The 23,309-nt window shown below is 33.4% G+C and carries 42 protein-coding genes and 1 tRNA gene; 26 read left to right on the top strand and 17 right to left on the bottom strand.

The features are described 5' to 3' along the window. Window positions 1–22 precede the first annotated feature (22 nt). The 20 genes from ACW9W3_RS03705 to ACW9W3_RS03610 all read left to right on the top strand — a co-directional run bounded on the left by ACW9W3_RS03705 (window position 23) and on the right by ACW9W3_RS03610 (window position 8,119). A complete protein-coding gene (locus ACW9W3_RS03705; RefSeq protein ID WP_457764812.1) occupies window positions 23–418 on the top strand; it encodes a 30S ribosomal protein S19 in 396 nt (131 codons plus the stop codon). A gap of 5 nt (window positions 419–423) precedes the next feature. After that, window positions 424–882, top strand: a complete 459-nt coding sequence (locus ACW9W3_RS03700; RefSeq protein ID WP_457764811.1) for a 50S ribosomal protein L22 — start codon at window positions 424–426, stop codon at window positions 880–882. Between the two features lie 2 nt (window positions 883–884). Continuing rightward, window positions 885–1,640, top strand: coding sequence for a 30S ribosomal protein S3 (locus tag ACW9W3_RS03695; protein WP_457764810.1), 756 nt, complete (start codon window positions 885–887; stop codon window positions 1,638–1,640). Next, complete coding sequence (gene rpmC, locus ACW9W3_RS03690) at window positions 1,637–1,843, top strand: 50S ribosomal protein L29 (RefSeq protein WP_457764809.1); 207 nt, start codon at window positions 1,637–1,639, stop codon at window positions 1,841–1,843. Before ACW9W3_RS03695 ends, rpmC begins: the two co-directional genes overlap by 4 nt. Further along, entirely contained in the window at window positions 1,840–2,106 is a 267-nt protein-coding gene (locus tag ACW9W3_RS03685) for a ribonuclease P protein component 1 (RefSeq protein WP_457764808.1), read from the top strand. Before rpmC ends, ACW9W3_RS03685 begins: the two co-directional genes overlap by 4 nt. Beyond that, on the top strand, window positions 2,103–2,426 hold the full coding sequence (locus ACW9W3_RS03680) for a 30S ribosomal protein S17 (protein WP_048116221.1): 324 nt from the start codon (window positions 2,103–2,105) through the stop codon (window positions 2,424–2,426). The genes ACW9W3_RS03685 and ACW9W3_RS03680 overlap by 4 nt, the downstream gene beginning before the upstream one ends. Next, window positions 2,426–2,848: a 50S ribosomal protein L14 gene (locus ACW9W3_RS03675; RefSeq protein WP_048116222.1), complete on the top strand. Its 423-nt coding sequence runs from the start codon at window positions 2,426–2,428 to the stop codon at window positions 2,846–2,848. The genes ACW9W3_RS03680 and ACW9W3_RS03675 overlap by 1 nt, the downstream gene beginning before the upstream one ends. A gap of 4 nt (window positions 2,849–2,852) precedes the next feature. Continuing rightward, a complete protein-coding gene (gene rplX, locus ACW9W3_RS03670) occupies window positions 2,853–3,308 on the top strand; it encodes a 50S ribosomal protein L24 (protein WP_457764807.1) in 456 nt (151 codons plus the stop codon). Then, on the top strand, window positions 3,308–4,024 hold the full coding sequence (locus tag ACW9W3_RS03665) for a 30S ribosomal protein S4e (protein WP_457764806.1): 717 nt from the start codon (window positions 3,308–3,310) through the stop codon (window positions 4,022–4,024). Before rplX ends, ACW9W3_RS03665 begins: the two co-directional genes overlap by 1 nt. 4 nt (window positions 4,025–4,028) lie before the next feature. Then, a complete protein-coding gene (locus tag ACW9W3_RS03660; RefSeq protein ID WP_457764805.1) occupies window positions 4,029–4,550 on the top strand; it encodes a 50S ribosomal protein L5 in 522 nt (173 codons plus the stop codon). Further along, window positions 4,550–4,729, top strand: coding sequence for a 30S ribosomal protein S14 (locus ACW9W3_RS03655; protein ID WP_008300270.1), 180 nt, complete (start codon window positions 4,550–4,552; stop codon window positions 4,727–4,729). Before ACW9W3_RS03660 ends, ACW9W3_RS03655 begins: the two co-directional genes overlap by 1 nt. A gap of 6 nt (window positions 4,730–4,735) precedes the next feature. Then, complete coding sequence (locus tag ACW9W3_RS03650) at window positions 4,736–5,128, top strand: 30S ribosomal protein S8 (protein ID WP_457764804.1); 393 nt, start codon at window positions 4,736–4,738, stop codon at window positions 5,126–5,128. Continuing rightward, window positions 5,118–5,675 (top strand): 50S ribosomal protein L6, encoded by a 558-nt coding sequence (gene rplF, locus ACW9W3_RS03645; protein WP_457764803.1) that lies wholly within the window; start codon window positions 5,118–5,120, stop codon window positions 5,673–5,675. Before ACW9W3_RS03650 ends, rplF begins: the two co-directional genes overlap by 11 nt. A 17-nt stretch (window positions 5,676–5,692) precedes the next feature. Then, window positions 5,693–5,980, top strand: a complete 288-nt coding sequence (locus ACW9W3_RS03640) for a hypothetical protein (RefSeq protein WP_048116228.1) — start codon at window positions 5,693–5,695, stop codon at window positions 5,978–5,980. Window positions 5,981–6,053: 73 nt separating this feature from the next. Next, window positions 6,054–6,127 (top strand) — tRNA-Asn (locus tag ACW9W3_RS03635). A 181-nt stretch (window positions 6,128–6,308) separates the two neighbouring features. Then, window positions 6,309–6,557, top strand: coding sequence for a hypothetical protein (locus ACW9W3_RS03630; RefSeq protein ID WP_457764802.1), 249 nt, complete (start codon window positions 6,309–6,311; stop codon window positions 6,555–6,557). An 11-nt stretch (window positions 6,558–6,568) separates the two neighbouring features. Beyond that, on the top strand, window positions 6,569–6,796 hold the full coding sequence (locus tag ACW9W3_RS03625; RefSeq protein ID WP_457764801.1) for a hypothetical protein: 228 nt from the start codon (window positions 6,569–6,571) through the stop codon (window positions 6,794–6,796). Between the two features lie 128 nt (window positions 6,797–6,924). Beyond that, window positions 6,925–7,374, top strand: a complete 450-nt coding sequence (locus ACW9W3_RS03620) for a DUF2299 family protein (protein ID WP_457764800.1) — start codon at window positions 6,925–6,927, stop codon at window positions 7,372–7,374. Between the two features lie 60 nt (window positions 7,375–7,434). Further along, entirely contained in the window at window positions 7,435–7,584 is a 150-nt protein-coding gene (locus tag ACW9W3_RS03615; RefSeq protein ID WP_457764799.1) for a hypothetical protein, read from the top strand. A gap of 379 nt (window positions 7,585–7,963) precedes the next feature. Next, window positions 7,964–8,119, top strand: coding sequence for a hypothetical protein (locus ACW9W3_RS03610; protein WP_457764798.1), 156 nt, complete (start codon window positions 7,964–7,966; stop codon window positions 8,117–8,119). A gap of 58 nt (window positions 8,120–8,177) precedes the next feature. Here the strand turns inward: ACW9W3_RS03610 and ACW9W3_RS03605 are convergent, their stop codons facing one another. After that, window positions 8,178–8,303 carry a hypothetical protein gene (locus ACW9W3_RS03605; protein ID WP_457764797.1) on the bottom strand — a complete coding sequence of 42 codons (126 nt, stop codon included), beginning with the start codon at window positions 8,301–8,303 and terminating at the stop codon, window positions 8,178–8,180. 77 nt (window positions 8,304–8,380) lie between these two features. Then, on the bottom strand, window positions 8,381–8,890 hold the full coding sequence (locus ACW9W3_RS03600; protein WP_457764796.1) for a dihydrofolate reductase family protein: 510 nt from the start codon (window positions 8,888–8,890) through the stop codon (window positions 8,381–8,383). Window positions 8,891–9,025: 135 nt separating this feature from the next. Here ACW9W3_RS03600 and ACW9W3_RS03595 point away from each other — a divergent pair, with 135 nt between their 5' ends. Together ACW9W3_RS03595 and ACW9W3_RS03590 are read left to right on the top strand one after the other, a co-directional pair. Next, a complete protein-coding gene (locus ACW9W3_RS03595) occupies window positions 9,026–9,511 on the top strand; it encodes a DUF4352 domain-containing protein (protein ID WP_457764795.1) in 486 nt (161 codons plus the stop codon). A gap of 92 nt (window positions 9,512–9,603) precedes the next feature. After that, complete coding sequence (locus ACW9W3_RS03590; protein ID WP_457764794.1) at window positions 9,604–9,996, top strand: hypothetical protein; 393 nt, start codon at window positions 9,604–9,606, stop codon at window positions 9,994–9,996. 82 nt (window positions 9,997–10,078) lie between these two features. On the opposite strand, the gene ACW9W3_RS03585 is transcribed toward ACW9W3_RS03590, so the two are convergent. The 12 genes from ACW9W3_RS03585 to ACW9W3_RS03530 all read right to left on the bottom strand — a co-directional run bounded on the left by ACW9W3_RS03585 (window position 10,079) and on the right by ACW9W3_RS03530 (window position 18,961). After that, window positions 10,079–10,483, bottom strand: coding sequence for a PPOX class F420-dependent oxidoreductase (locus tag ACW9W3_RS03585; RefSeq protein ID WP_457765015.1), 405 nt, complete (start codon window positions 10,481–10,483; stop codon window positions 10,079–10,081). A 152-nt stretch (window positions 10,484–10,635) separates the two neighbouring features. After that, a complete protein-coding gene (locus ACW9W3_RS03580) occupies window positions 10,636–11,136 on the bottom strand; it encodes a winged helix-turn-helix domain-containing protein (RefSeq protein WP_457764793.1) in 501 nt (166 codons plus the stop codon). Window positions 11,137–11,465: 329 nt separating this feature from the next. Next, window positions 11,466–11,771 carry a hypothetical protein gene (locus tag ACW9W3_RS03575; RefSeq protein WP_457764792.1) on the bottom strand — a complete coding sequence of 102 codons (306 nt, stop codon included), beginning with the start codon at window positions 11,769–11,771 and terminating at the stop codon, window positions 11,466–11,468. Window positions 11,772–11,792: 21 nt separating this feature from the next. After that, the gene (purC, locus tag ACW9W3_RS03570; protein WP_457764791.1) at window positions 11,793–12,617 is read right to left on the bottom strand and encodes a phosphoribosylaminoimidazolesuccinocarboxamide synthase; all 825 of its coding nucleotides are present in this window, start codon (window positions 12,615–12,617) and stop codon (window positions 11,793–11,795) included. A 44-nt stretch (window positions 12,618–12,661) separates the two neighbouring features. Beyond that, window positions 12,662–12,997: a hypothetical protein gene (locus tag ACW9W3_RS03565; RefSeq protein WP_457764790.1), complete on the bottom strand. Its 336-nt coding sequence runs from the start codon at window positions 12,995–12,997 to the stop codon at window positions 12,662–12,664. Between the two features lie 139 nt (window positions 12,998–13,136). Next, window positions 13,137–13,415: a DUF427 domain-containing protein gene (locus ACW9W3_RS03560; RefSeq protein ID WP_457764789.1), complete on the bottom strand. Its 279-nt coding sequence runs from the start codon at window positions 13,413–13,415 to the stop codon at window positions 13,137–13,139. A gap of 37 nt (window positions 13,416–13,452) precedes the next feature. Continuing rightward, a complete protein-coding gene (gene purF, locus ACW9W3_RS03555; RefSeq protein WP_457764788.1) occupies window positions 13,453–14,886 on the bottom strand; it encodes an amidophosphoribosyltransferase in 1,434 nt (477 codons plus the stop codon). Then, window positions 14,879–17,044 carry a phosphoribosylformylglycinamidine synthase subunit PurL gene (gene purL / locus ACW9W3_RS03550; RefSeq protein ID WP_457764787.1) on the bottom strand — a complete coding sequence of 722 codons (2,166 nt, stop codon included), beginning with the start codon at window positions 17,042–17,044 and terminating at the stop codon, window positions 14,879–14,881. Before purL ends, purF begins: the two co-directional genes overlap by 8 nt. Further along, window positions 17,041–17,721 carry a phosphoribosylformylglycinamidine synthase subunit PurQ gene (purQ, locus tag ACW9W3_RS03545; protein ID WP_457764786.1) on the bottom strand — a complete coding sequence of 227 codons (681 nt, stop codon included), beginning with the start codon at window positions 17,719–17,721 and terminating at the stop codon, window positions 17,041–17,043. Before purQ ends, purL begins: the two co-directional genes overlap by 4 nt. A 255-nt stretch (window positions 17,722–17,976) precedes the next feature. Next, window positions 17,977–18,237 (bottom strand): phosphoribosylformylglycinamidine synthase subunit PurS, encoded by a 261-nt coding sequence (gene purS, locus ACW9W3_RS03540; protein ID WP_457764785.1) that lies wholly within the window; start codon window positions 18,235–18,237, stop codon window positions 17,977–17,979. Between the two features lie 246 nt (window positions 18,238–18,483). Continuing rightward, window positions 18,484–18,675, bottom strand: coding sequence for a hypothetical protein (locus ACW9W3_RS03535; RefSeq protein ID WP_457764784.1), 192 nt, complete (start codon window positions 18,673–18,675; stop codon window positions 18,484–18,486). 130 nt (window positions 18,676–18,805) lie between these two features. Further along, complete coding sequence (locus tag ACW9W3_RS03530; protein ID WP_457764783.1) at window positions 18,806–18,961, bottom strand: hypothetical protein; 156 nt, start codon at window positions 18,959–18,961, stop codon at window positions 18,806–18,808. A 94-nt stretch (window positions 18,962–19,055) separates the two neighbouring features. Here ACW9W3_RS03530 and ACW9W3_RS03525 point away from each other — a divergent pair, with 94 nt between their 5' ends. Genes ACW9W3_RS03525 through ACW9W3_RS03515 form a run of 3 tightly spaced genes read left to right on the top strand, consistent with a single transcriptional unit; the run spans window position 19,056 to window position 20,603 of the window. Next, window positions 19,056–19,523, top strand: a complete 468-nt coding sequence (locus tag ACW9W3_RS03525; protein ID WP_457764782.1) for a hypothetical protein — start codon at window positions 19,056–19,058, stop codon at window positions 19,521–19,523. A gap of 30 nt (window positions 19,524–19,553) precedes the next feature. After that, window positions 19,554–20,345 carry a twin-arginine translocase subunit TatC gene (gene tatC / locus ACW9W3_RS03520; RefSeq protein ID WP_457764781.1) on the top strand — a complete coding sequence of 264 codons (792 nt, stop codon included), beginning with the start codon at window positions 19,554–19,556 and terminating at the stop codon, window positions 20,343–20,345. Window positions 20,346–20,372: 27 nt separating this feature from the next. Then, window positions 20,373–20,603 (top strand): Sec-independent protein translocase subunit TatA/TatB, encoded by a 231-nt coding sequence (locus ACW9W3_RS03515; RefSeq protein WP_457764780.1) that lies wholly within the window; start codon window positions 20,373–20,375, stop codon window positions 20,601–20,603. Here ACW9W3_RS03515 and ACW9W3_RS03510 read toward each other — a convergent pair. Genes ACW9W3_RS03510 through ACW9W3_RS03500 form a run of 3 tightly spaced genes read right to left on the bottom strand, consistent with a single transcriptional unit; the run spans window position 20,600 to window position 21,797 of the window. Further along, window positions 20,600–21,028 (bottom strand): SRPBCC family protein, encoded by a 429-nt coding sequence (locus tag ACW9W3_RS03510; RefSeq protein WP_457764779.1) that lies wholly within the window; start codon window positions 21,026–21,028, stop codon window positions 20,600–20,602. The two genes, ACW9W3_RS03515 and ACW9W3_RS03510, sit on opposite strands and share 4 nt — an antisense overlap. 7 nt (window positions 21,029–21,035) lie before the next feature. After that, window positions 21,036–21,593, bottom strand: coding sequence for a UbiX family flavin prenyltransferase (locus ACW9W3_RS03505; RefSeq protein ID WP_457764778.1), 558 nt, complete (start codon window positions 21,591–21,593; stop codon window positions 21,036–21,038). Between the two features lie 57 nt (window positions 21,594–21,650). Continuing rightward, complete coding sequence (locus tag ACW9W3_RS03500; RefSeq protein WP_457764777.1) at window positions 21,651–21,797, bottom strand: hypothetical protein; 147 nt, start codon at window positions 21,795–21,797, stop codon at window positions 21,651–21,653. A gap of 91 nt (window positions 21,798–21,888) precedes the next feature. Here ACW9W3_RS03500 and ACW9W3_RS03495 point away from each other — a divergent pair, with 91 nt between their 5' ends. Continuing rightward, a complete protein-coding gene (locus tag ACW9W3_RS03495; protein ID WP_457764776.1) occupies window positions 21,889–22,980 on the top strand; it encodes a DUF1297 domain-containing protein in 1,092 nt (363 codons plus the stop codon). Window positions 22,981–23,309: the final 329 nt, after the last annotated feature.

Raw genomic sequence — 23,309 nt, 5'->3', positions numbered from 1 at the left:
ACATTAACAGAGGAGAAGAAGATTGGTTAAAGAATTTCTATACAGAGGCATTCCAAAAGAGGAGCTTGACAGTTTGTCCTTAGAAAAATTATTCTTATTATTCAATTCTAGACAAAGAAGATCTCTCACAAGGGGAATTACGGATGGAAAAAGGAAATTAATTGAGGAGATCAAATCTGCAAAAGCAGGTAAAGTGAAAAACCCTATCAAAACTCATGTCAGAGATTTGATTGTTTTACCATATATGGTAGGCATTACAGTAAATGTATTTTCAGGAAAAGAATTCCGTCCAGTAAACATTACAACAGAAATGATTGGACATTATTTAGGAGAATATGTAATAACAAACAAGAGAGTTTCACACGGTGCCCCAGGTGTAGGTGCATCAAGATCCAGTCTCTACGTACCACTAAAGTGATTATTATGGGTAGATTCGATTACGCTTTCCAAAATTATGATGCAACAAAACATGTACGTTCATCATTAAGAGAAAAAGACATCTCACACAAACATGCACGTGAAGTAGCAATTTCTATCAAAGGACTATCAATTGAAAAAGCAAGAGATTATCTTCTTGCAGTAATTAACAAAAAAAGAGCAGTAGCATTTAGAAGATATAAAAATCAAGTTGGGCATAAAGCAGATCCTGGAATGATGTCAGGACGTTATCCGCAAAAAACTGCAAAAGAGTTCATTAAAGTTTTAGATAATTTAGAATCAAATGCAGAATACAAAGGAATGGATCTAGATAGATTAAGAATTGTAAATGCCACTGTTCACAAAGGAGTTATTGTAAAAAGATTCATTCCAAGAGCTATGGGAAGAGCAACTCCCAAAAACAATGTATTAACTCACGTAGAATTGGTGGCACAGGAGATTTAGATATGTCAGCAGTCAAAAATGTAATTAAAGATAACTATAACATGATGCTTCTCAAAGATTATCTTAGAGAAGCAATTAAAGATGCAGGATTTTCACATGCAGAAATCTCAAAAACACCAGTAGGTACAAGAGTTGCACTACATGTAACCAGACCAGGAATTGTTATTGGAAGAAAAGGTTCTGGAATCAGAGCACTTACAGATAAACTTGCATCAGATTTCGGATTAAAAAATCCACAAATTTCAGTAGTAGAAATTGAAAAACCCGAATTAGCCCCAAGTGTCATGTGTAACAGAATGGCAGCACATCTTGAAAGGGGAACTGCATTTAGAAGAGCAACTATGTGGACATTAAAACAAATAATGGAAAATGGTGCAATGGGAGTTCAAATTACAATTTCAGGTAAACTTAGAGGCGATCGTTCTGCTTTTGAAAAACACACAGCAGGAATATTACCTAGAGCAGGACACCATGCAGAAGTTATTGTTGCAGAAGATATTGCTCATGTGAAAACAGCCATGGGGCTAATTGGCATTAGAATAAGAATTGCAAATAAAGCTAAACTAATTCCAGAATTTGAAATGAAAACTGAAAAAGCAATTAACACAAAACAAGTCAAAGACGAAGGAACAGGAAAAATGAGAGACGAAACAGCAGCCGAAATAAAAGCTAGAACAGAATCAGAACAAATTGCACTTGAGGAAGAAAAAATGAAAGAGCTTGAAACACTTGAAGAAGAGGAGGCACAATTGAAATGACCCGAATAAGTATGAAAACAATAAAGCAATTAAATGAAAAAGATCTGAAGAGTAAAATTCAAGAAACACGTAGTGAACTTGCAAAACTTAGAGTTGATGCTTCTAAAGGCACATTAAGAAAAGAAAGCGGGAAATTAAAACCACTACGTCATGACATTGCAAGAATGCTAACAAGAATAAACGAGATGAAAAAAGAAAAATGATCACTACAGATAACATCATATCACATGAATTCATAGGATTAAATACAGAAATTGTAAAATCTACCAATCCTCAAGTAATAGGATTAAATGGAAGAATCATTAATGAAACAAAATCAATGTTCACAATAAATACAGAAAAAGGAGATAAATCAATTGCAAAATCAACCAACAGTTGGAAATTTTCAATTGATAATAATGACATCATAGTTGACGGATCAAAAATTGCAAAAAGATCTTTTGATAGATTAGGAGCTAAAGCATGACACGAGATATAGGGTTAAAAGTAAAAGAACCAAAAGAACAATGCACAGACAAGCATTGCCCATTTCACGGTAATTTATCAATTAGAGGAAAACTCTTTGATGGTAAAGTTACCGGAAGTAAAGCAAAACAAACTATCACACTACAAAAAGATGCACCAATTTACTTTAGTAAGTTTAAGAGATATGCAAGAGGAACAAGTACAATTCACGCACATGTTCCTGAATGTATTGATGTTGAAACAGGAAATCATGTTTTAACTGCAGAATGCAGACCGATTTCAAAATCAGTATCATATGTTGTTGTGGAGGTTAAAGCATAATGGCAAAGCAAGCAGGTAAAGGAGTAGAAGAATTTAGACCATATGTTACTCGTTCAATTCCTGTCGGTGCAAATATTGTATGTGCAGATAACTCTGGCGCTAAAATTTTAGAAGTCATCAATGTTCCAAGACATAAAACAAGAGTGTCAAGACTTCCTGCTGCAGCAGTAGGTGATTTTTGTAATGTGGTAGTAAAGAAAGGTCCAGCAGAATTAAGAAAACAAGTTTACGGAGCAGTTATTGTTAGACAAAAATATGCAGTAAGGAGATTAAATGGGGTAAGAGTTTGTTTTGAGGATAACGCAGCAGTATTAATTACGCCTGAAGGAGAAACAAAAGGAACAGACATCAAAGGACCAGTAGCAGCAGAAGCTTCAGAAAAATGGCCAAGAGTAGCTAACTTGGCATCAATGGTGGTATAATAAAATGAAACCAACAAAAATGCGCAACAATATGATTTTTCGTGCAACATTCCAAACTAGAAGTAAACAACTTGGAAGCTCATTATCAAAAGATCTTCGTAAAAAATATGGAAAGAGAAGTGTTCGCGCTATTGAAGGAGACAGTGTAACAATACTCAGAGGAGAATTCAAAGGTGTTGAAGGAAAAATATCCAAAATATCTACTCAAAAAAGTAGTGTTGCAATTGAAGGTGTAAAAAAAGAAAAAACAAAAGGGGATAAGTTCGATGTTTACATCCACACATCCAATCTGTTAGTAACTTCACTTAGTACTAATGACAAGTGGAGAATTTCAAAACTTGAGGGTAAGAATCCAAGTAAACAACCTAAAGAAACCCCAGTAAAAGAAACACCTACAAAAGAAGAGCCTAAAGAAACAAAAGTAGAAGAAAAAATTGAAAAAAAGGAAGATGAGAATTAATGGTAAGCATAGCAGGCAGTAAAAAACTCAAACGACAAATGGCCCCACAATTCTGGGGAATTAACAGAAAAAACAAGCGATTTGTAATTACTGTGAAACCAGGTCCACATAAAAAAAGTCATGCAGTACCATCAGCAGTATTTCTAAGAGATATGTTAAATATTGTCACCAGTCTTAGGGAGGCAAAAAGTTCAATTTATTCTGGAAAGGTAAAAGTAGACGGAATTGTTAGAAAATCACTTCATCACGCAATAGGATTAATGGATGTGGTAGAATTAGAAAACGTTTCAGAAATTTATCGTCTAGTTCCAACTGAAGAAAGATTGTTACAACCAATCAAGATCAATGAATCAGAGAAATCAAAAAAATTAGTAAGAGTAACTAGTAAAACTACAATCAATAAAGGACAAACGCAGATAGGTTTCCATGATGGACGTTCAATTATTTCAGATAGTAAAGTAAGTGTTGGAGATACATGTTTGATTCAAATTCCAGAAGTAAAAATTCTTGAAATTATAAAATTAGAAGTAGGCAGTCATGGATTAGTAACACGTGGAAATAACACAGGGAAAGTAGGGAAGATTGAAACTATAGAAGAAGGCACATTCATTCTTCCAAAAAGAGTTATCCTAGCACTAGAAGACAGAAAAATCGAGATTCCGGCAGACATTATTATGTCAATTGGCAAAGGAGAACCAATTATTCAAATAAAGTGATCATATGTCTCAAACAACAGAACCAATAATGAAAAAAATCTCTCTTGAGAAAGTAGTCCTCAACATGGGGGTTGGAAAATCAGGAGACATAATCAACATTGCTAAAAAAGCACTTGATCAAATATCTGGAAAAAAATCATCATCAAGAGCTGCAAAAGAAACTCAAAGAGATTGGGGAGTTAGAAAAGGAGAACCAATTGGCGTAGCAGTAACAATTCGAGGTAATGACGCAAAAGAATTACTAAAAAGATTGTTAGAAGCAAAAGGTAATGTAGTTAATGGGAAATCATTTGATAATTTTGGAAATTATTCATTTGGGATTAAAGAACACATAGACATCCCAGGAGTAAAGTATGATCCACAGATAGGAATTTTAGGTCTAGGAATTTCAATTACACTTACTAGACCAGGATATGGAATTCGAAATAGAAGTAAACACAAAGCAAGTGTTGGAAAAAAACACATTATCAGCAATCAAGAAGCAAAGGATTATCTAGTAAAAGAATTTGGAGTGTCAATAGCATAATGGCAAAAGACAGATCATACGAAGCAACGGGTAGAAAAAAACACGACTTTGGAAGAGGTTCACGATGGTGTAAAAGATGCGGAGATTATACAGCTGTTATTCAAAAATACGATTTAATGTTATGTAGACGATGCTTCAGAGAAGTCGCAACATCTTTAGGGTTCAGGAAAAATAAGTGATACAATATGCCAGCAACTAACATTTTAGCAAATCTATTCGTCACACTATACAATAATGAAGCAAGAAGAAAAGGAGACTGCGTAATTCTCCCAACATCAAAATTAGGAATTGAAGTTCTAAAAACACTTCAAAAAGACGGATATATTGGAGAATTCGAACATATTGACGATAAAAGAGGAGGCAAATTCAAAATTAAATTATTGGCAAAAATTACAAAATGTGGTGCAATCTCACCAAGATTTAAAGTAAAAAATGACGAATATAATAATTGGGAGCAACAATATTTGCCCGCATATGATAGAGGAATGTTGTTAGTTACAACAAACCAAGGAGTCATGTCACATCATGATGCATCAGAGAAAGGAATTGGAGGATTTTTGATAGGGTATGTCTACTAAGCAAATGGAGAAATTTCAGGATGAGGTAATCATCCCTGAAGGAGTCAAACTTACACTAAACAAACACATGTTATCTTTTGTAGGACCTCTGGGTAAAACCCACAAGAGTTTTAGAACCATCCCAGTGAACATAGAGATTGCAGAAAACAAAGTAATCCTAAATGCAATAGGAAGTAGAAAAAAAGACTATGCAATTTTACACACCGCAAGGTCCATCATCAGAAATATTTGTGAAGGATTGGTTGAAGGCTATACAATTAAAATGAAAATTGTTTATTCACACTTTCCAATCACAGTAAAAGTAGAAGGGAAAAAAATTCTAATTGAAAATTTTCAAGGAGAAAGAGCACCAAGAGTCACAAAAAGTGTAGGAAACACCAAAGTGATTCCTAAAGGAGAAGATGTGATTTTAACTGGAGAAGTATGGACAGACATTACTCAAACTGCAGCCAATATTGAACTTAAAAGTAAAGTGAAAAATAAAGACCACAGAGTTTTCCTTGATGGCATATACGCATTTGAGAAAAACAAAGGCATAGAAAAATAAAATCCTAAGTTTTTCTAATGACTCTTGATCCTGAATTTCTTAAGCAAACAACTGATTTGATAACCCAGACACTCGAATTATACAAAGCAGCTGGTGCATCTCCCAGGGTTGGAGAAACATGGGATTGTGAAAACATTGGGGATTTTTTGTGTGGTTTTTTTGTAGGAGAGATGGTAGGGTCAGCACTTAGCGCATTTCAAATTGTACACCAAAGAGAGCCAACAGCAGATGAGCATCTAGAAATTATTGAGTTAGTTGAAAGTCATGCAAAAGAAATCAAAGAATTTTTTTCCAAATTCAATTAAGTTTTCCAACATATTTTGCTCTAAAATTCATAGTCGGAAAGATTAAATCACTTTTGCCAAGGTCTAAACTTGTGCCTCCCTAGCTCAGCGTGGTAGAGCAACCGGCTGTTAACCGGTTGGTCACCAGTTCAAGTCTGGTGGGAGGCGCGTTATTATTTCTAAACTCGAGTTCTGAAACATTATTTTTTACGTTTCTAAGAACTAAATAGAATATATTTCTAAATTCGAATTTAGAAATATTGATCGGTTGATAGTAATTAGTTTAGACAATTAGACAACATAGATCTAATAGATGATCGCATATCTAGAATAATGCAGGAGGTTTACATTGGTCAGAACTAGAAGGGCCAACAGATATTGTGTTGATTGTGGCGCCAGACTAGTGTATTACCCAAGATTATCTAATCCAAAAGCACCAAATGAACACAGAGTTTTAGTTTATGCGTGTCCCGATTGTACTGATGACTTTGAAAAACCCAAAATGTTTTCAATTAGACGCAACCAAGTGGAAGACCCGCTTGAAACAGTTGAGATAGAGATTACACAGTTACAGAAAAAATCAATAACTGCAAAATAATTGGATAAAGCATGGAACATACAGAAAAACCAAGAAGTAATGTTTGGTTTTTGTTACCTGTTTTTTTAGGAATTATCGGCGGGATTGTCGCATTCTTTATTTTACGTCACGATGATCCTCGTAAAGCAAAAAATTGTTTGTATCTTGGAATTGTTTTAATGATAATTGGAATCATATTCAATATTTTGGTAGCTGCAACATTTCCAGGCATAGATTCCGGATTCAATGTCAATGTCTAAGTAAAGATAACATTGTTTTACATGAGGCAATTTAAAATATTTCTAAATTCGAATTTAGAAACATAGTTATTCTATAGTAGTCACCTAACAAATTTAGAATCATATAGAACTAGTTTTGATTGTTTTACATGAGTGCATTAAGATTAAGAGATAGTGTTGAAAGATGGTTAATCCACGAAGGACTTTCATTTGAAGAAATAAAAAATCCAGAGAATTCTTTTCAGATTTTAGTAAAGCATGCAGGTCAAACAGGCATCCCAATAGAAATATTTGAACCAAAAGGACAACCAGGCATTCTAGTAATAGGCGCCAAAGTTATAATGAAAAATAACCAAATTGTAAGATATTTGGGATTTAATCAACAAGAAAAAGAAAATTTTGAAAAAAAAGTTACAGATTATTGTCACTCAATTCAAGCAATAAACAAGAACATTACAGAAGATGGAAAACAGAAAATTGGAGTATATGTTGTTCTTGACGACAAAGAAAATATTAATCAGCAAACAGTTTTTGATGCAATAGAGAGCGTATCTGAAAAACATGAAAAGACGTCGAGATTTCTGTTAAAGACTTTTTAAAAAATAGATGATTTATCAGTTCTACGCGGGTCTTATATCTAAAATTCACCAGCATATGGTATGAAAACAACAATTTTTCCAAAAAAAAATACAAAAAGACAGAGTTCAAAAGGAAATTTTTTAGAAAACCAGATTTTGAAATTCAAGGCTTCAAAGAATAAAGTATTCATTTTGACAGCAATTGCAACAGTAATGGTGGTTATAAAATGAGTATTTTCAACATATTATTCAAACACACCGCAAAGAATTATGAGATCAATGTCAGCATCAATGTCAATAGACTCAGACTAGAAAATACAACATCAAGATTGGAGGTTATCCAAAATTGAACATATTTGAAATCATAGGAGAGATTCTAGAAGTATACGAAAAAACAGAAGGTCAACCACCATGAGTAATTTTTTCAAAGTAATGGGGATTGCACTAGCCATACATTTCATTGTGAAAACAGTTCAAAAAGAATTGAAACAATTTGAAGTGTAGGTAAGTGTAATGCCTCTTTTGGGGGATAAACCCCCCTTATCAGACATAAAATGTGTGTTCAAAAATGCACACATACCATAAAATCAAATTTTGAACAAGTAAAATGATGAGAAAAATAGAATTACAGATTGATGAATCAGTAATCAATCACACATTTGCATCCACAAATAATATCTTTGATGAGTTTAGAGAATTATCGTCAATTCTTTTTTTTCAAATATTTGATTGGGTAACACAGATTACTGATAATATTCTAAAATAATAGATTTTATCAAAACAAGCCTAGGCGTTAAACCCCCCCTAAAAAATTGTGTATTTACTCACAAGATGATTTTTCCAAAAACAGGCATTTGGAGGGGGGGTGTAACACTTGTGCCTGAATATGAAATGCAACCACAAAACCACCAAGATCTACCATCTATTGATGCCCCAAGTTTTATTGTCAAGCGTAAAAGCTAAACCCCCTAAAAAGTCATTAAAAAAATGCAGTTCAATAAAAAAATGGTCAAATGGATTGAAGAATTTATTTCAAAGTTTTGTAATGTAATTCAACCAAAGTACCATAACCCGTTGTTTTAACCAACTCAAATTTTATTTCTTTTTGTATGTCCTTGAATAACTGAATACCATTACCGAGAAAGACAGGAATTATAGTTATAATTATTTCATCCACAAATCCAAGATTCATAAAAGTGGAAATTATTTTTGAGCCACCAACCAACCAAATATCCTTTCCAGAAGTAGAAATAAGATCTTTTACCAATTTTTCAACATCACTTACAAACAGGACATTATCATCTTTTTTTTGATCACTATTTTGAGTAAATATATATGATTTCTTATCCTGGTACGGGTATGTACCAAATGTTAGTACTTGGTCGTATGTTATTTTACCCATAATTACGGTATCTACAGATTTGTAAAAATCATCATATCCAGAAGATACGTTTACTGGCAACCAATCCACATTACCATTATTTCTTGCAATATATCCATCCAAGCTTGATGCTATGAATAGGATGATTTTTCTCATAGAAATCATATGAATGCATAGTTAATAATTTCAAGTTTCTTTTCATATTTGGTCAAAATAGGGGTGGTTTTTTGAGCAGATATTTTTGCAGAGTACTGCCGTTTCAACTATATACCAAAAAAATTCAGCAAATTCATGGCAGGGATGGGGGTAATTATTGTGATTGGAGCCATTATAGCTTCAATGGTTGTTGCAAATTACATGTATACACAATATACCACAAACTACATTGAAGCAATAGTAGGAAAGCCAATCATGGTAGGTCCTGTAGAATACACCATTACTTTTGAAGGAACACATGAAGGAAGTAAAGAAGTATCCCCAGAAAATACATTTGTGAAAATAGGAATTATTGCAAAAAATACCAGTAATGAAAAAACAATCATTTCAGGAGGACAATTTTACATTGTTGATGAAAAAGATCAAAAACATGAAGCAGTATTTGGAGAGTTTTCATCAAAAGATTTGTTTTTAGAAACGCTAGAACCAAACAAACCAATTGAGAGAACAACACAGTTTGACATTCCATATGATGAAGAAAAAAAATACAAGATAATTATTAGACCGCAAAAAGATCAATCAACAGTAGATACAGCAGTTGTTTGTTTAACAAATTGTTGATCGGAGAACAAGAATTGTGTCAAATTTTTCTATAGTTAGTGTAATATTGTGTGACTTTTACCATATAACACACATGATTTTTGCAAAAAGTTATGGCAGTATCCAAAGCCAAAAGAGCCGAAGCAGCTAAAAAAGCAGCAAGAACTCGAAAGAGGAATGCAGCTAAAGCAGCAGCAGAGGCACTAAAAGCAGCAGCAGATCGTAAGAGAAAGGCAGCAGCAACTCGAAGGAAAAACGCTGGCAGTGCAGCTCCTAAAAGAAAGGCAGCTAAACGCAGAGCCGCTCCAAAGAGAAAAACTGCAGCTAAAAAAGCAGCTCCAAAGAGAAAGGCAGCTAAACGCAGAGCCGCTCCAAAGAGAAAAACTGCAGCTAAAAAAGCAGCTCCAAAGAGAAAGGCAGTAAAGAGGAAAGCAGCACCAAAAAGAAAAGCTGCTCCTAAACGCAGAGCCGCTCCAAAGAGAAAGGCAGCTAAACGTCGACGTTAAGCTGTCTATACTATCTTTTTTCTTATTTTACATGTTTGGTATATCATATTTCTAAATTCGAGTTTAGAAACATTTGAAATTGCTAGTCGTTCATCTTTAATTCAGGCAAAACAAAAACTTTGTTTGGTTTAATTTTTAGGATGATTCTCTTCTCACCATCACGTTTGAATGGATAATGGTCTCTTTCCATGTATTGCCGTGTGAGTTTGTCTGCATGTTCGTATTCATAATCTGGAATTAATTCCTCAACAGTTCCACGAATTGTTGTCATGTCAAGAGGATTATCTTTTGATACAACAGAGACTGCAACACGAGGATCACGTAATACATTTTTGTGTTTTAATCTACCCTCTGCAGTATTTACAAGAACATGTCCATTTTGAAAATTGGCCCAGACAGGAGAGACTTGAGGAGAGCCATCTTTCATGACAGTTGCAATGAAGACAAGATTTTTCTTAGAAAATAAATTTAAAACTTTTTCATCAATCATTTTTTCATTTCACCAATAATCCAAAGTTGTATTCATGACATTCACAATTTAACGTGTTTTCTATTGATTTTTCATGAAATTCTTCATAATCAGCAAATACATTTTTGATCGCATTTGATGATTCATGAACATGAAAAATCAATTGAATTCTATTTGTTGTTAGATTTTTCAAGTACATTTGTCATCGCCCTATTCATAATTTCCATTACTAAGTACTGTGAATAGTCTTCAGATTTTTTTCCTTTTGATTTTGTTTTTGGAGTTAGACCTTTGAGTATTTTTTCAATTTTTGTGGATGTGTTGTTGATTATTTTTGAATACGTAGAGTCAAAATCCTCAGGAGTTTGAAAATCTAATAGCTTTGTTGATGTACTATAATATTTTGTTATGGCACCGCGAGACTCTTCAATTCGTGCAATTTCAATCAATCCAGATTCTTTTAGAATTTCCAGATGGTGGCGCACAGTGGTCAAGGCTTTTTTATATCCTGTCTTTTTTAGAGCAGTTGAAATTTGGTCAGCAGACAATGCTTGATGGTATAAAATTTCTACAATTTTTGCTCGTGCAGGGTCGTCAATTGCACGTGCATGTCCAATACTTGTCGTAACAATACGATTAACTTTGATTTGCTTTTCTAGTAACGTTGACATACAAAATTACCTTCCAATCCGATCTAAAAGATCCGTGTATCATATTTTTTTGTCTAATAGCATCAATTTTTGTTTACTTTAATCAAAATTGGACCGCTATCAAATGCACCATTACCACTACAAAATATATCATAGCCACTAACAGTATTTTGATACCAGTACAATAGCTATAGCATCGGTTGAATAATAATTGTAGTGGATTTAAAATTTTAGAAAAATATCAAAAATAGGAAAATCAGGATATTAATGTCAGAAAATAGCCATTAAGACATTATTTTATGAATTATGAAAAATGCAATTCGAGTTGAAAGAAAGATACTATGCGTAGATTAGGAGTTTAGTGAAGATACAATCTCTTGTTTGACATCTGCCAATCGCTCATTGAATACCTCAGATATCAAACTCATCATTTTGAAAGTGGATTCAGCATTATTTTCTTGCTCAGTATCAGTAAGTTTGTTATTTAGATACTCAGTTGCTTTTGCAACAAAAGAGTGATACACCATTCCAAAAATACAATCATCTAAATTAACATCCCAATGTTCAGAGTTGACCATATTGGTGTAAGAAGGTATTTGGTTAATCACAATATTCAGCAATGTTTCAATTTCTTTTTTATCTTCTATTGCATCCATAGTTTATACAACAATTTATCGTTAAAGAGCATTTCCAGTTACTTTTTCATATGCTATCACATAACGCTCAGTCATTTTCTGAATGATGTTGTTTGGAATTTCAGGTGCAATAGGTTCACGTCCAGCATCACGTTCAGCATCAAATTGTTTTTGATATCCTTGAGCAGTTAACCAATCTCGTAAAAGTTGTTTATCATATGCCTCCTGTATTTCTCCAACTTTATACGAATCCTTTGGCCATAAACGATATTCATCAGGACCAATAGAATCACCTAAAGTAATTTTTCCATCCAAGATTCCAAACTCTAATTTCAAATCAGCTAAAATGAATCCAGCGTTATCTGCAATCAAGGCCATCTTTTTGTAAATTTCAACAGAGGTTCTCTCCAACCATAGGTATTGTTCCCCAGTAACCAAATTCATCTCCAATGCTTTTTCTTTGTTAATTGGAATATCATGTTCTGATTTTGTAGTAGGATCAAAAAGAGGTGCAAGTAGTTTTGCAGCTAAGATAGTGTTTGTTCCTTCAGGTACTATGATCTCACCTTTTTTCCATCTACTTACTAGACTACCATAAAAGTAACCTCTCACAACACATTCTATAGGTAACATTTTCATTTTTTTTACAATAATTTCAGTATCAGATTTCCGTCTAACAAAATGATTTGGTATAGATAATTCATTGAACCAAAATTCTGCAAATTTGCACAATATCTCCCCCTTTCTAGGGATATCTTGTTTGAATTTTACATCATATGCTGAGACTCTATTAGAGAACTTGAAGAGTAGTGTGTTTTCATCAACATCATATAGATCCTTTACTTTTCCACTAGTTAGAAACTTCAAACAATCATTTACTGAATTTAATTGAATTTAACTGCTAGGAAAAACTAGGATCCCATCATCCCCACCATCTTGGGCATTTCTCTGTATGCTTTATTTACAAAAATATCATTATCGGCACTTATCATTACAAATTCCATAGGATTCTCAGAAGGTGGAGAAACAATAACTTTTTCTCCAGCATCAATGGTGCCCAATTCCAATGTATCCCCTGCACCAAAATTCACATGAACATTGGTAAGTGGTTGGTAACCAGTATTTTGGATAGTTATACGTCCCATTACAAAAAGACTTTGTTTATCTAATATCGGATCAACAAAAATAGCATAATCCTGAGTAGATACAGATAATTTCAAAATATCCATACCAAAAATTACTGTCATGATTACTATGGCACCAACACCTAAAAAAATAATTGCAGGTACTGTTTCATCAATAATGAATTAATTTTCTAATAAATAAGAATAATCAAATAACATACTCAAAAATTTAATTTGTTAATTATTTGATTTCTAGGAATATTTATTGTACTTTAACGCCATTCCAAAAAGCCACCATTCCTTTAATTTTTTTGGCAGCATCATTTGGTTCTTCATAATACCATGCGCAATCCTTGTTGGTTTTACCATGTATTGAAACAGAATAATAATTGGCCATTCCTTTCCACCCACAAAAAGATGTAAAATCAGTCTTTTCAAAATATTCTTTTTTTATAGATTCAATTGGAAAGTAATGATTTCCTTCAACTACTACAGTATCATCACTTTCAGCAATTACCACATCATTCCATATTGCTTGCATGATATTCTAATCGATTCACCATATTTAAAAAAATACCCTATTCTCCTTTCATTTCTTCTCTAGTTCTAAACTCAGGAGTTATACCAAGTGATTCATAATTTCCTGAAGAACAAGTAAAGCACATAGAGTCTTTTGGAATTCCAACAGCAGCTGCAAGATTTTCAGCATCATTGTATCCTAAAAAGTCAGCACCAATACTTTGGCGAACCATTTCTGTGGTTTCTTCTTGATTCATTTCTTTGCCATTGGAAAATGTTGCAAGTTCTTCTTGGGAAGGAAAATCAATTCCAGCATAACATGGGAATTTAATTGGAGGGTAAGTTATCACCATACTAATTTTTCTAGCCCCTGCTCTTCGCAATGCTTTGATAATTGCTTTGGAGCTAGTTCCTCTAACCAAACTATCATCAATTACAACAACGTGTTTGCCTTCAATTATTTCCCTTATAGGAATAATCCATCGGTTAATTTCTATTCTGTCAGATTGATGAGGTTCAATGAAACTTCGTAAAGGACCTTTCTTGCTATATCTATCCTTTAGAAGACCTTCATCAAAAGAAACACCAAGTTCTTGGGCATATCCCAACGCAGCAGGTCTTGCAGAATCAGGCACAGGAATTACTAAATCGGCATCTTTAATTGGAAATTTCTTTGCCAAAAATCTCCCAATATTCTTTCTTGCAACATAGATGTTAGTTCCTTCCATGTTACTGGATGGGTGTGCAAAGTAAGTGAATTCAAAAGAACAATGCGCACGTTCTGGATCATCAGAGAAACGTTCAGTTTCTAAACCATTTTTACTTAATTTTATTAATTCGCCAGGATTTACATTTCGTTCTAATTTTGCACCAACTGCAGATACTGCAGAAGATTCTGATGCTACAATGTAAGTATTATCCGATTCTTTGTAACCTAGAACCATTGGACGAAATCCCTTAGGATCACGAGCTGCATAAACAGAGTTATCATCAGAGATAAATGTAAAACAATAAGAACCAACCATTTCATTTTTGAGAATTGAAAGTGCTTTTCCCATTTGACCATTCTCTGAAATTAATGCAACTAGTCTTTGAGCAGCAACTAGAGTATCACTTGCATTTTGTGGAGTGAATGAACACCCACCTACTAGATTAGATAGTTCTTGCACATTTGCAATTGTTCCATTGTGTGCAATACAAAGATCTTTTACTTTGAGTGGTTGTGCATTTTCTAATGAACTCCTACCCATTGTAGAATATCGAACATGACCAATAACTGCAGGAGATGCATATTCCTGAGTTATTTTTTTAAATTCAGATGATGCAGCAGAAACCAATCCTAATTTCTTTAGAGGAGGTTTATTTGGAATTGCTAGACCCCAAGCTTCTTGTCCTCTATGTTGAAGGGCCCTTAATGCGTCAATTACCATAGGAACCACATTAGTTCCACTAAGACTAAAGATTCCAACAACGCCACAATTTTCCTTAACCATGAAGTACCAAGTCTCCTAACGAATTTAACCAAGTTTTTTGTGCTTTATCAACTCTTAGATCTATGATTGTTTTTGTTCCTTTTACAAATTGAATTTGGTTTCCTCCAAATTGACCTATTACTTTGAATGAAATGTTGTTCTTTCTTAGCAAATCTTCTAATTTTTTCAGATTTTTCATATCAAGAGATAGCAGATATCGAGAATGACTTTCAGAAAAAAGAATTCTATCAATATCCAATTTTTCTCCAGGTACTTTTTCTAAAGATATTTTGCATCCGATCATGTTTTTCATACATAATTCTGACACGGCAATTGCCAGTCCCCCCTTTGAGCAGTCATGAGCAGATTTTAAGAGACCATTGTCAATTACATCTAAAACAGATTTCATGTTTTTCTTTGATTCTGAAAAACTAACAACAGGGCATTTTCCTCCGATGAATTTGTGAATATATTCAAAATATTCAGAGCCACCCATCTCATCCTTAGTATCTCCAATAATTACAAGGTAATCATTATCAGATATTTTTTGAGGGATTAGAGGTGTTTTCTCAATTAGCCCCAAAACACCAATTACAGGAGTTGGTTTTATTGGTCCTGCGGGAGTTTCATTGTATAGACTAACTTTCCCACCAACACATGGGATCTCAAAATATTTAGCAAAATCAGTCAATCCTTTTAATGATTCTAAAAATGTCCAAAAGATTTCAGGATCTTTTGGGTTTCCAAATTGAAGGTGATCAAGCATTCCAATTGGTTTTGCTCCGGTACACACAACATTTCTACAAGCCTCCTCAAAGCAGCCAATTGCACCTTCTCTTGGATTTATGTAACATTGTTTGGGATTCCCATCAATCTTTGCTGAAAGAAATTTTCCATTATCCAATCTTAAAACAGATGCATCCCCACCAGGTTTCACAACAGTTCTAATTCCGACTTCGTGATCATATTGACCATAAACCCACATCTTACTTGCAATATTTGGTGAAGATAGTAACTTCATCAGTATTTTTGAATAATTAGAAATTTCTTTGAGTTTTTTTTCATCCTCAATAGTTTTCAGATATTCAGGTTTTTTTGAGGGAAGATCAAGTAAGGTGGCATTAGCAACAACATCAGTAGGTAAATTAGCAAATGTCTTTTTGCCTTTTTTTACATGCATTTGATTATCAGATGTAACATGACCAATGACAGAACATTCAATATGGAATTTTTTACATATGGTCTCAAGTTTTTTTAATTTTATTTTATCGGTAACAATTAGCATTCTTTCTTGAGATTCAGAAACCATGATTTCATCAGGATGCATATCAGATTCACGAGTATGAACTTTTTGAACATCCATCTCTATTCCAATATCTAATGCGTCAGCTGTCTCTGAAATTGCACAGGAGAGCCCACCACCACCAAGATCTTTCATGGCATGAATTAATTTCTCATTTCTAGCCTCCAAAACTGCTTCTATGATTAATTTCTCAATGAAGGGGTCAGGGATTTGCACTGCAGAACGATCCTCAGATTCTAAAGAATCAGAGGCAAATTGAGAACCACCAATTCCATCTCTACCAGTAGAGCCTCCTAGTAATACAACCAGATCACCTTTGTTTGCGTGATTTTTTATCAAATTTTCTTTTTTTCCAAATCCTATTGCAGCAACATCAACTAGTGCATAGTTTTGATAACAGTCATCAAATTCAACTTCCCCCCCAATCGTAGGAATACCTAAACAATTTCCATAAGCTGCAACACCGTTTACAGCATTTTTGAATAACCATCTTGCTTGTTGATCCTTTTCAATATTGCCAAATCGTAATCCATCAAAGATTGCAATAGGTCGTGTTCCAGCAGACAAAATATCTCTAATCACACCACCCACACCAGTTGCAGCTCCGCCAAAGGGTTCAACAGCCGATGGGTGATTATGACTTTCAATATGAGCAGTTACAACATAACCTCCGCCAACATCTAAGACACCAGAATCATATCCTTTTTCATTAATTACTAGAGGTCCAGTCATAGGCAACATTTTGAGATGTTTTTTTGATGATTTGTAAGAACAGTGTTCGGACCATTCCGCAGATACAATTTGTAATTCAGTTGAGGTTGGGTTCCTGCCAATTTTAGATTTTAATTCAGATAGTTCATGAGTTTCTAAACTCAATTACTAACACCCATTTTTACTAAAAGTGATTCAAAAATTAATGAAGATGGTTTGTTGTCAATAGGGTTAATCACAGATTCTACGGCTCTTTCTGGATGAGGCATCATGCCAACAACATTTCCATCTTCATTACATACTCCAGCGATTCTATCAGTAGAGCCATTTACTACCTCACTATATCTAAAAACAATTTGATTTTTTTTCTTTAATTGTTTTAAAACATCGCTATCTGCATAGTAACGACCTTCTCCATTAGCAATAGGGATTGGAATTTTTTGATGTAGTTTAAACTGATTTGTAAATGGAGTTTTATTATTTTCAACTATAAGATTAGTCCACTCACACATAAAATTAAGAGATTCATTTTTCATTAAAACTCCAGGCAACAATCCAGACTCTACTAAAATTTGAAATCCATTACATACACCTAAAATTGGAATTCCTTTTTCAGCTAATTTTCGAACATCTTCAATAATAGGACTATGAGCTGCAATTACTCCTGCCCTAAGTCTATCCCCATATGAGAATCCACCCGGAAGAATTACAGCATCAATGTTTTTTGGGAGAGGTTTTTCATGCCAATAATATTGTGCGTCAAGATCAAACACATCAGTTAGAACATGATACATATCTCGATCGCAATTACTACCTGGAAAAACTACAACTCCAATTTTCACATTTGTTTTCATATTCAGAGATATTTAATTTGAATTGAGACGAGGGAAAATCTCACGTTAACAATACTTGATCGCAATAAACTAACTCCGACAAAATTGAATGTGTAATCATATAGTTGGACAAAACAGATCCATATCAAAATAACAAATCAAGGTTACATCATCACAAATTAGACAAAAGAGTGTTTTTACTTAGAAATTTTATAAAGTAAATTTTCAGAAAATATTCTTAAAAAAAACAGCATTGCCGGAAATCTAATCAGCAAAAACATCAATGGTTACTTTGCTAACCATAGGATTGTAAATTCGTAATTCATCACAAATCTCTTTTACCTTTGATTGAGCAGATTTTTTATCTTTTTCTTTAATTGTGAATTTTAACATCTTTGCTGTTTTTATTTTAGATACAGATTTTTGAGTTCCTTTGAGAACCAAATCATTGAGAATTGTATCGCCTTCAGGGTCACTTATCCCTGGTTTGTTTTCAATAGTAACATGAACATTAAAAATTGCCATTAATAATTTGCAAAATAAATTTGTGGTTAATCTATCTTCCGAAAAAATTTATGCTTTTATACTTATTTTGAGAGATTTGTCAGGTATCCGGTTCTGAGGACTTGTATTGTTGCAGATATAACCAGCCCAGAATCGGTTACTTTGAATCAGAATTTTCTTTAACGTATTCAGTATATTTCTGTAAAGACCGTCATGATATTGAGGATGGATAACAATTAATGATTTATTTTTCAAATTTTCTTTTGATTAATACGTATCTTTTTCAACGATGCCTTTTTCATCTAGTGTCATACAAACATCTTGCCATGAATATACTTCATCAGAATTTCTGTTAGCTGTTGCATAATACACATACAATAATCTTAATTTATTGTATTCATCCAGAGTCAAATCTTTGCCCATAATGTAATTTCTTTTCAAAGAAGGAAAATAGATCAAACCATCAGCAGTTAAAACATAATCAAAAAGTTTTGGATAATCATTTATTGGAATTTGATGTAATGGGTTTTTTTCTGAAATTCCATATTATTAGAAATAGAGTTAATCCAGGACAATAATCATTTTTTGATCAAATTTTAAATGTCTTGAGTCCTTCAGTTACAACCAAGTTGAGTACATGTGAAAAGCTTACAGATGAGGGCGTATTCTTTATCATCTTTGCTTGAATACTTCGAAGTTTTTCTGTATTTACAGGATTCATCACGACAGTGATTCTGTTGCTCACATAAATAATGCCTTGATCTACTATTAAAACATCCAAGATTTTGTGGGTCTTACAGCATTGGAATTTATATCAGCATAATTTACAATAGTACATAATGGCAAAAGGCAGAATGCGATATTGGAAGATCTCACCTGAAGAGTTGAGTGGTTATTCTTATGATGAAAGTAATTTGTTGAATTGGGAGATTAAATGTGTAAGAGAACCAGAAGTGGAGGCCATCTTTATCGGAGTTTTCATGTATAGAAAAGGTACTGCTTATGACTATGAATCAGTTAAAGGAATTTGTTATTTCCACAACAATATTGATAGAAAAGAATTACCTTCCATCACCAGTTTCCTTCAAGGTAAATTCAATGGAAAAGAGATGGAAAAAGGAGACAGAATTTTCCTCAAAGATTCAAAGGAAATCTATTCTGCTAAAGATATCAGTGATTTGGCAAAAGATATGGAATCCAAATTTAATACCAAAGCCATCATTTCTTTAGAATTTGGGGGAATTACTGCAGAGCAACTCAAAGAGGCAGGACTGCCCGAAGCAAAATTATTGCCCATCCCCACTTAATTGATATAGTTTAGAAAACAAAGTTATCCGATGTCCGAATTGGATGGGATAAATCAGCATCTAGAAGAATTAAGAAAAAGATTACTTCGGATTGTATTAGTTATTGGTATAATTACAGCATTCATTTTGACTTTTCATGCCGAGCCTATTGAAATTGCAGGAATTACAATCTACTACCCTTCACCCGAACCCCTAAACAATATTGCAGCTCAAATTACAAATCATATGAAAGTTAATCTTGTCCCAGAAGATGTTCAGTTAATTCAGACAGCCCCAGGACAAGCTTTCTTTGCACAAGTGTACATTGCAGCATTAGTAGGAATTGTAGTTGGAATGCCAGTAATTGTAAAAGAATTAGTAGGATTTATCAAACCAGCATTAAAAGAAAATGAAATTCACGTAAGCAGAAACATCACACTTCCTGCCCTAGGATTATTTGTTACAGGTTGTATCTTTTCATATAATTTAGTAATCCCATATATTTTGGATTTTTTATACAGATATGGTGAATCAGCAGGTCTAGTAACTTTTCTTAACGTTATTGAGTTTGTTACATTTGTTTTACAATTTTTACTGGCATTTGGTTTTTCATTTCAGCTTCCACTAGTAATGTATGCCATTTCTGTTTCAGGTATGGTTGATTCTAATTTTTGGAGAAAGAATATCAGATATGCAATTGTCATAATTGTGATCTTTGGAGCTGTCATCACTCCAGATGGTAGTGGTGTTACAATGTGGTTTATTGCAGGCCCAATGATTGCACTTTATGGAATAGGCATGGTAGTTATTGAGCGTAAAGAACGCAAAAAGTTGAACACTTAAATCCAAATTTAATCAAATAACATTACAATGTTAGGAATGGGATTATCAAATTTCATTGCAGGTCAAGAATGGATCTTTATAATAATTATTGCAGTAGTATTCATTTTTGGTGCAAAGAAGATTCCAGAGCTTGCTAAGACCTTCGGTAAGGCTAAAGGAGAATTTGAAAAAGGCAAAATTGAGGCAGATAAAGATCTTAAAGAATTCAAAGAAGGAGTAAACAATTCCTCCAAAGACAAAGAAATTAAATCAGACTAGTGTTCTGCAATTTTTACAAAATCATCCAGAATTTTTCCATAATCTTGCTCAAAGGTATTTTTTCCAAATAATCTTGAAATATTTAATTTTCCTTTAATCTTCAAATCAACTTCAACCATAACTTTTGTTCCATTCTCAAGTTCCAGGAATGTTTCTTTAAAGATACTTCCTTTTGCATCTCCGCCAATTATAAAAACCTCATGTAATGTTGGAGAATCAGATACATGTTTTGCCATAATTAAAAATTCTTTATCACCTAGATTCAGATATTCTTCTACAACTGAGACATCATTTCTAACTGAGCGAACTCGAATTGACGGATAGTGCTGTGGAAATAATTTTGGAAAATCCTCAAAATTAGAAAAAATCTTGAAAACGGATTCTCTTTTTGCGTCAACTATTCGCTCTAAAGAAAATTTTGGCAATTGTAATTTAGAAGCTACCCCATCGAGGGTATAAATTGTGCTCTATGTTAAACTGGTCCAAGCATTTTCCAACCCCATGATTTACAATATCATCAATAGATTTGGGTTTTGTATAAAATTCAGTTACAGGAGGTAAAATTACAATTCCTAATCTAGAAAGCTTTAACATGTTTTCTAAATGGATTGCAGATAACGGAGTTTCTCTAACCATCAAAATTAATTTTCGAGATTCTTTTATTGTAACCCCTGCAGCCCTTGCAATTAATGTGTCATCATAACCATTAGCAATTGCTGCCAAAGTCTTCATACTACAAGGAGCCACAATCATGCCATCAATTCTGTGAGTTCCACTTGAAACACTTGATGCCATATTTTTCTCATCAGAAATATTAGACGCAAGGGATTTTACATAATCAATAGAATGATCAGTCTCCATAGAGATACATTTTTCAGCCCACTCAGACATTATCAAGTGAGATTCAATGTTTAATTTCTTGAGGGTTTCTAGCATCCTAATTCCATAGATAACACCAGTACTACCAGTAATCCCAATAACTAATTTCAACAATGTATCTAGTAATGTACAGTATTTTATGTATTAGATAATCAAGGATGTTTAGCACTAGATGTTTTGGCGGTTTTCAGATTCTGCAAGTTCTTCCAATTCTTTTTTCATTTTTCGGCGCTTAATCCATAATGAAACTCCACCCACAGTCATGACAGTAAGTAATATCACACCGGCCATCTGAAGTTCAAAATTGTAAAACATGTCTGAAATTAGACATTAGTGAAGGAAAAATCTTGTGATTTAAACCGATCTTGAAAATTAGCTATATTACCTCCCCATATCTAGGCATAATATGATTAAAAGTTCTGAGATTAAAAAAATAGTCAATAATTACTCAGATGTCAAAATAGGAGTTCTAGGAAGTCATTCAGCACTAGAGATAATGGATGGAGCAAAAGATGAAGATTTTCAAACCAAAGTTTTCTGCCAAAAGGGAAGAGAGGGACCCTATCAAAGATTTGACAGAATTGCAGACGAGATAATTGTTTTGGACAAATTCAAAGATATGGCTTCAGCCAAAAATCAGAAAATGTTACGAGATTCAAATACAATTATTGTGCCACATAGATCACTTACAGTCTATCTAGGTTACAAAACAATTGAAAATTCATTTAATGTACCGATTTTCGGGAATAGGAAATTATTCCAAGCAGAAGAGAGAACAGCAAAAAAAGGACAGTATTACCTGTTAGAAAAAGCCAGAATAAAATACCCTAAATTATTCAAAGATCCTAAAAAAATTAACAAACCATGCATAGTCAAAGTTCAAGAAAAAAATAGACCACTAGAAAGAGCATTCTTTACAGTTTCATCATACAAAGATTTTGTAGAAAAATCTGAATCAAAAATTAAACAAGGGGTAATCTCAAGAAAAGATCTTGAGAAATCAAGCATTGAAGAATTAGCAATTGGAACATACATGAATTTCAATTTCTTTCACACCCCAATTTCAGATCAAGTTGATTTTATTGGAATTGAAAGAAGATTGCAAACAAACATTCATGATTACAATGCATTACCTGCTAAACAACAATTAGACATTGATGTAGATATACAAAATATTGAAGTTGGTCATACACCTGCAAGTATTAGAGAATCCCTACTTGAAAAAGTCATAAAGATGGGAGATAAATTTGTAGCAGCTGTTAAAAAAGAATATGCACCTGGGATTATCGGACCATTTTCACTTCAAAGTGTAATTACAAAAGATTTGGAATTAATAGTATATGATGTATCATTAAGGGTTCCAGGAAATCCAATAGTTGCAACAACTAGCCCATATACAAAATATCAATACGGAACTACATTTGGTGTTGGAAGAAGAATTGCCATGGAAATTAAACGAGCTCAAGAAGAAAATCGTCTAGATGAAATAGTCACATAGATTTTCATTTACAAAATTATTTTTGTATATTATAAAATATAGACAATGTCTTAAAACAGAAATTTTAACAAAGAAAAATTAAAGGCGCAAACCCCTAACTGCAGAACTGTGAGAGATTCCCTCTCGTGGTCAAACGTCGAAACGCTTGATTGCCTTTATACGTTCTGCGGGGCAGCGCAATCTAATCGCCAGATTTTTCAACTAACGACATCAAATAGTATAAGACAAATAACTATTTAAGATTTAGTATGATTATTTTGAATAAAAGTAATAAAATATTGTAAATTTTAGTTAGGCATGTTAAATTATCAGATTGAGACAAAGTTAGC

The organism is Candidatus Nitrosopumilus sp. bin_68KS (assembly GCF_054095825.1).
Note: the sequence above shows the minus strand (reverse complement) of the source record. Positions and strands in the feature narration are given on the sequence as shown.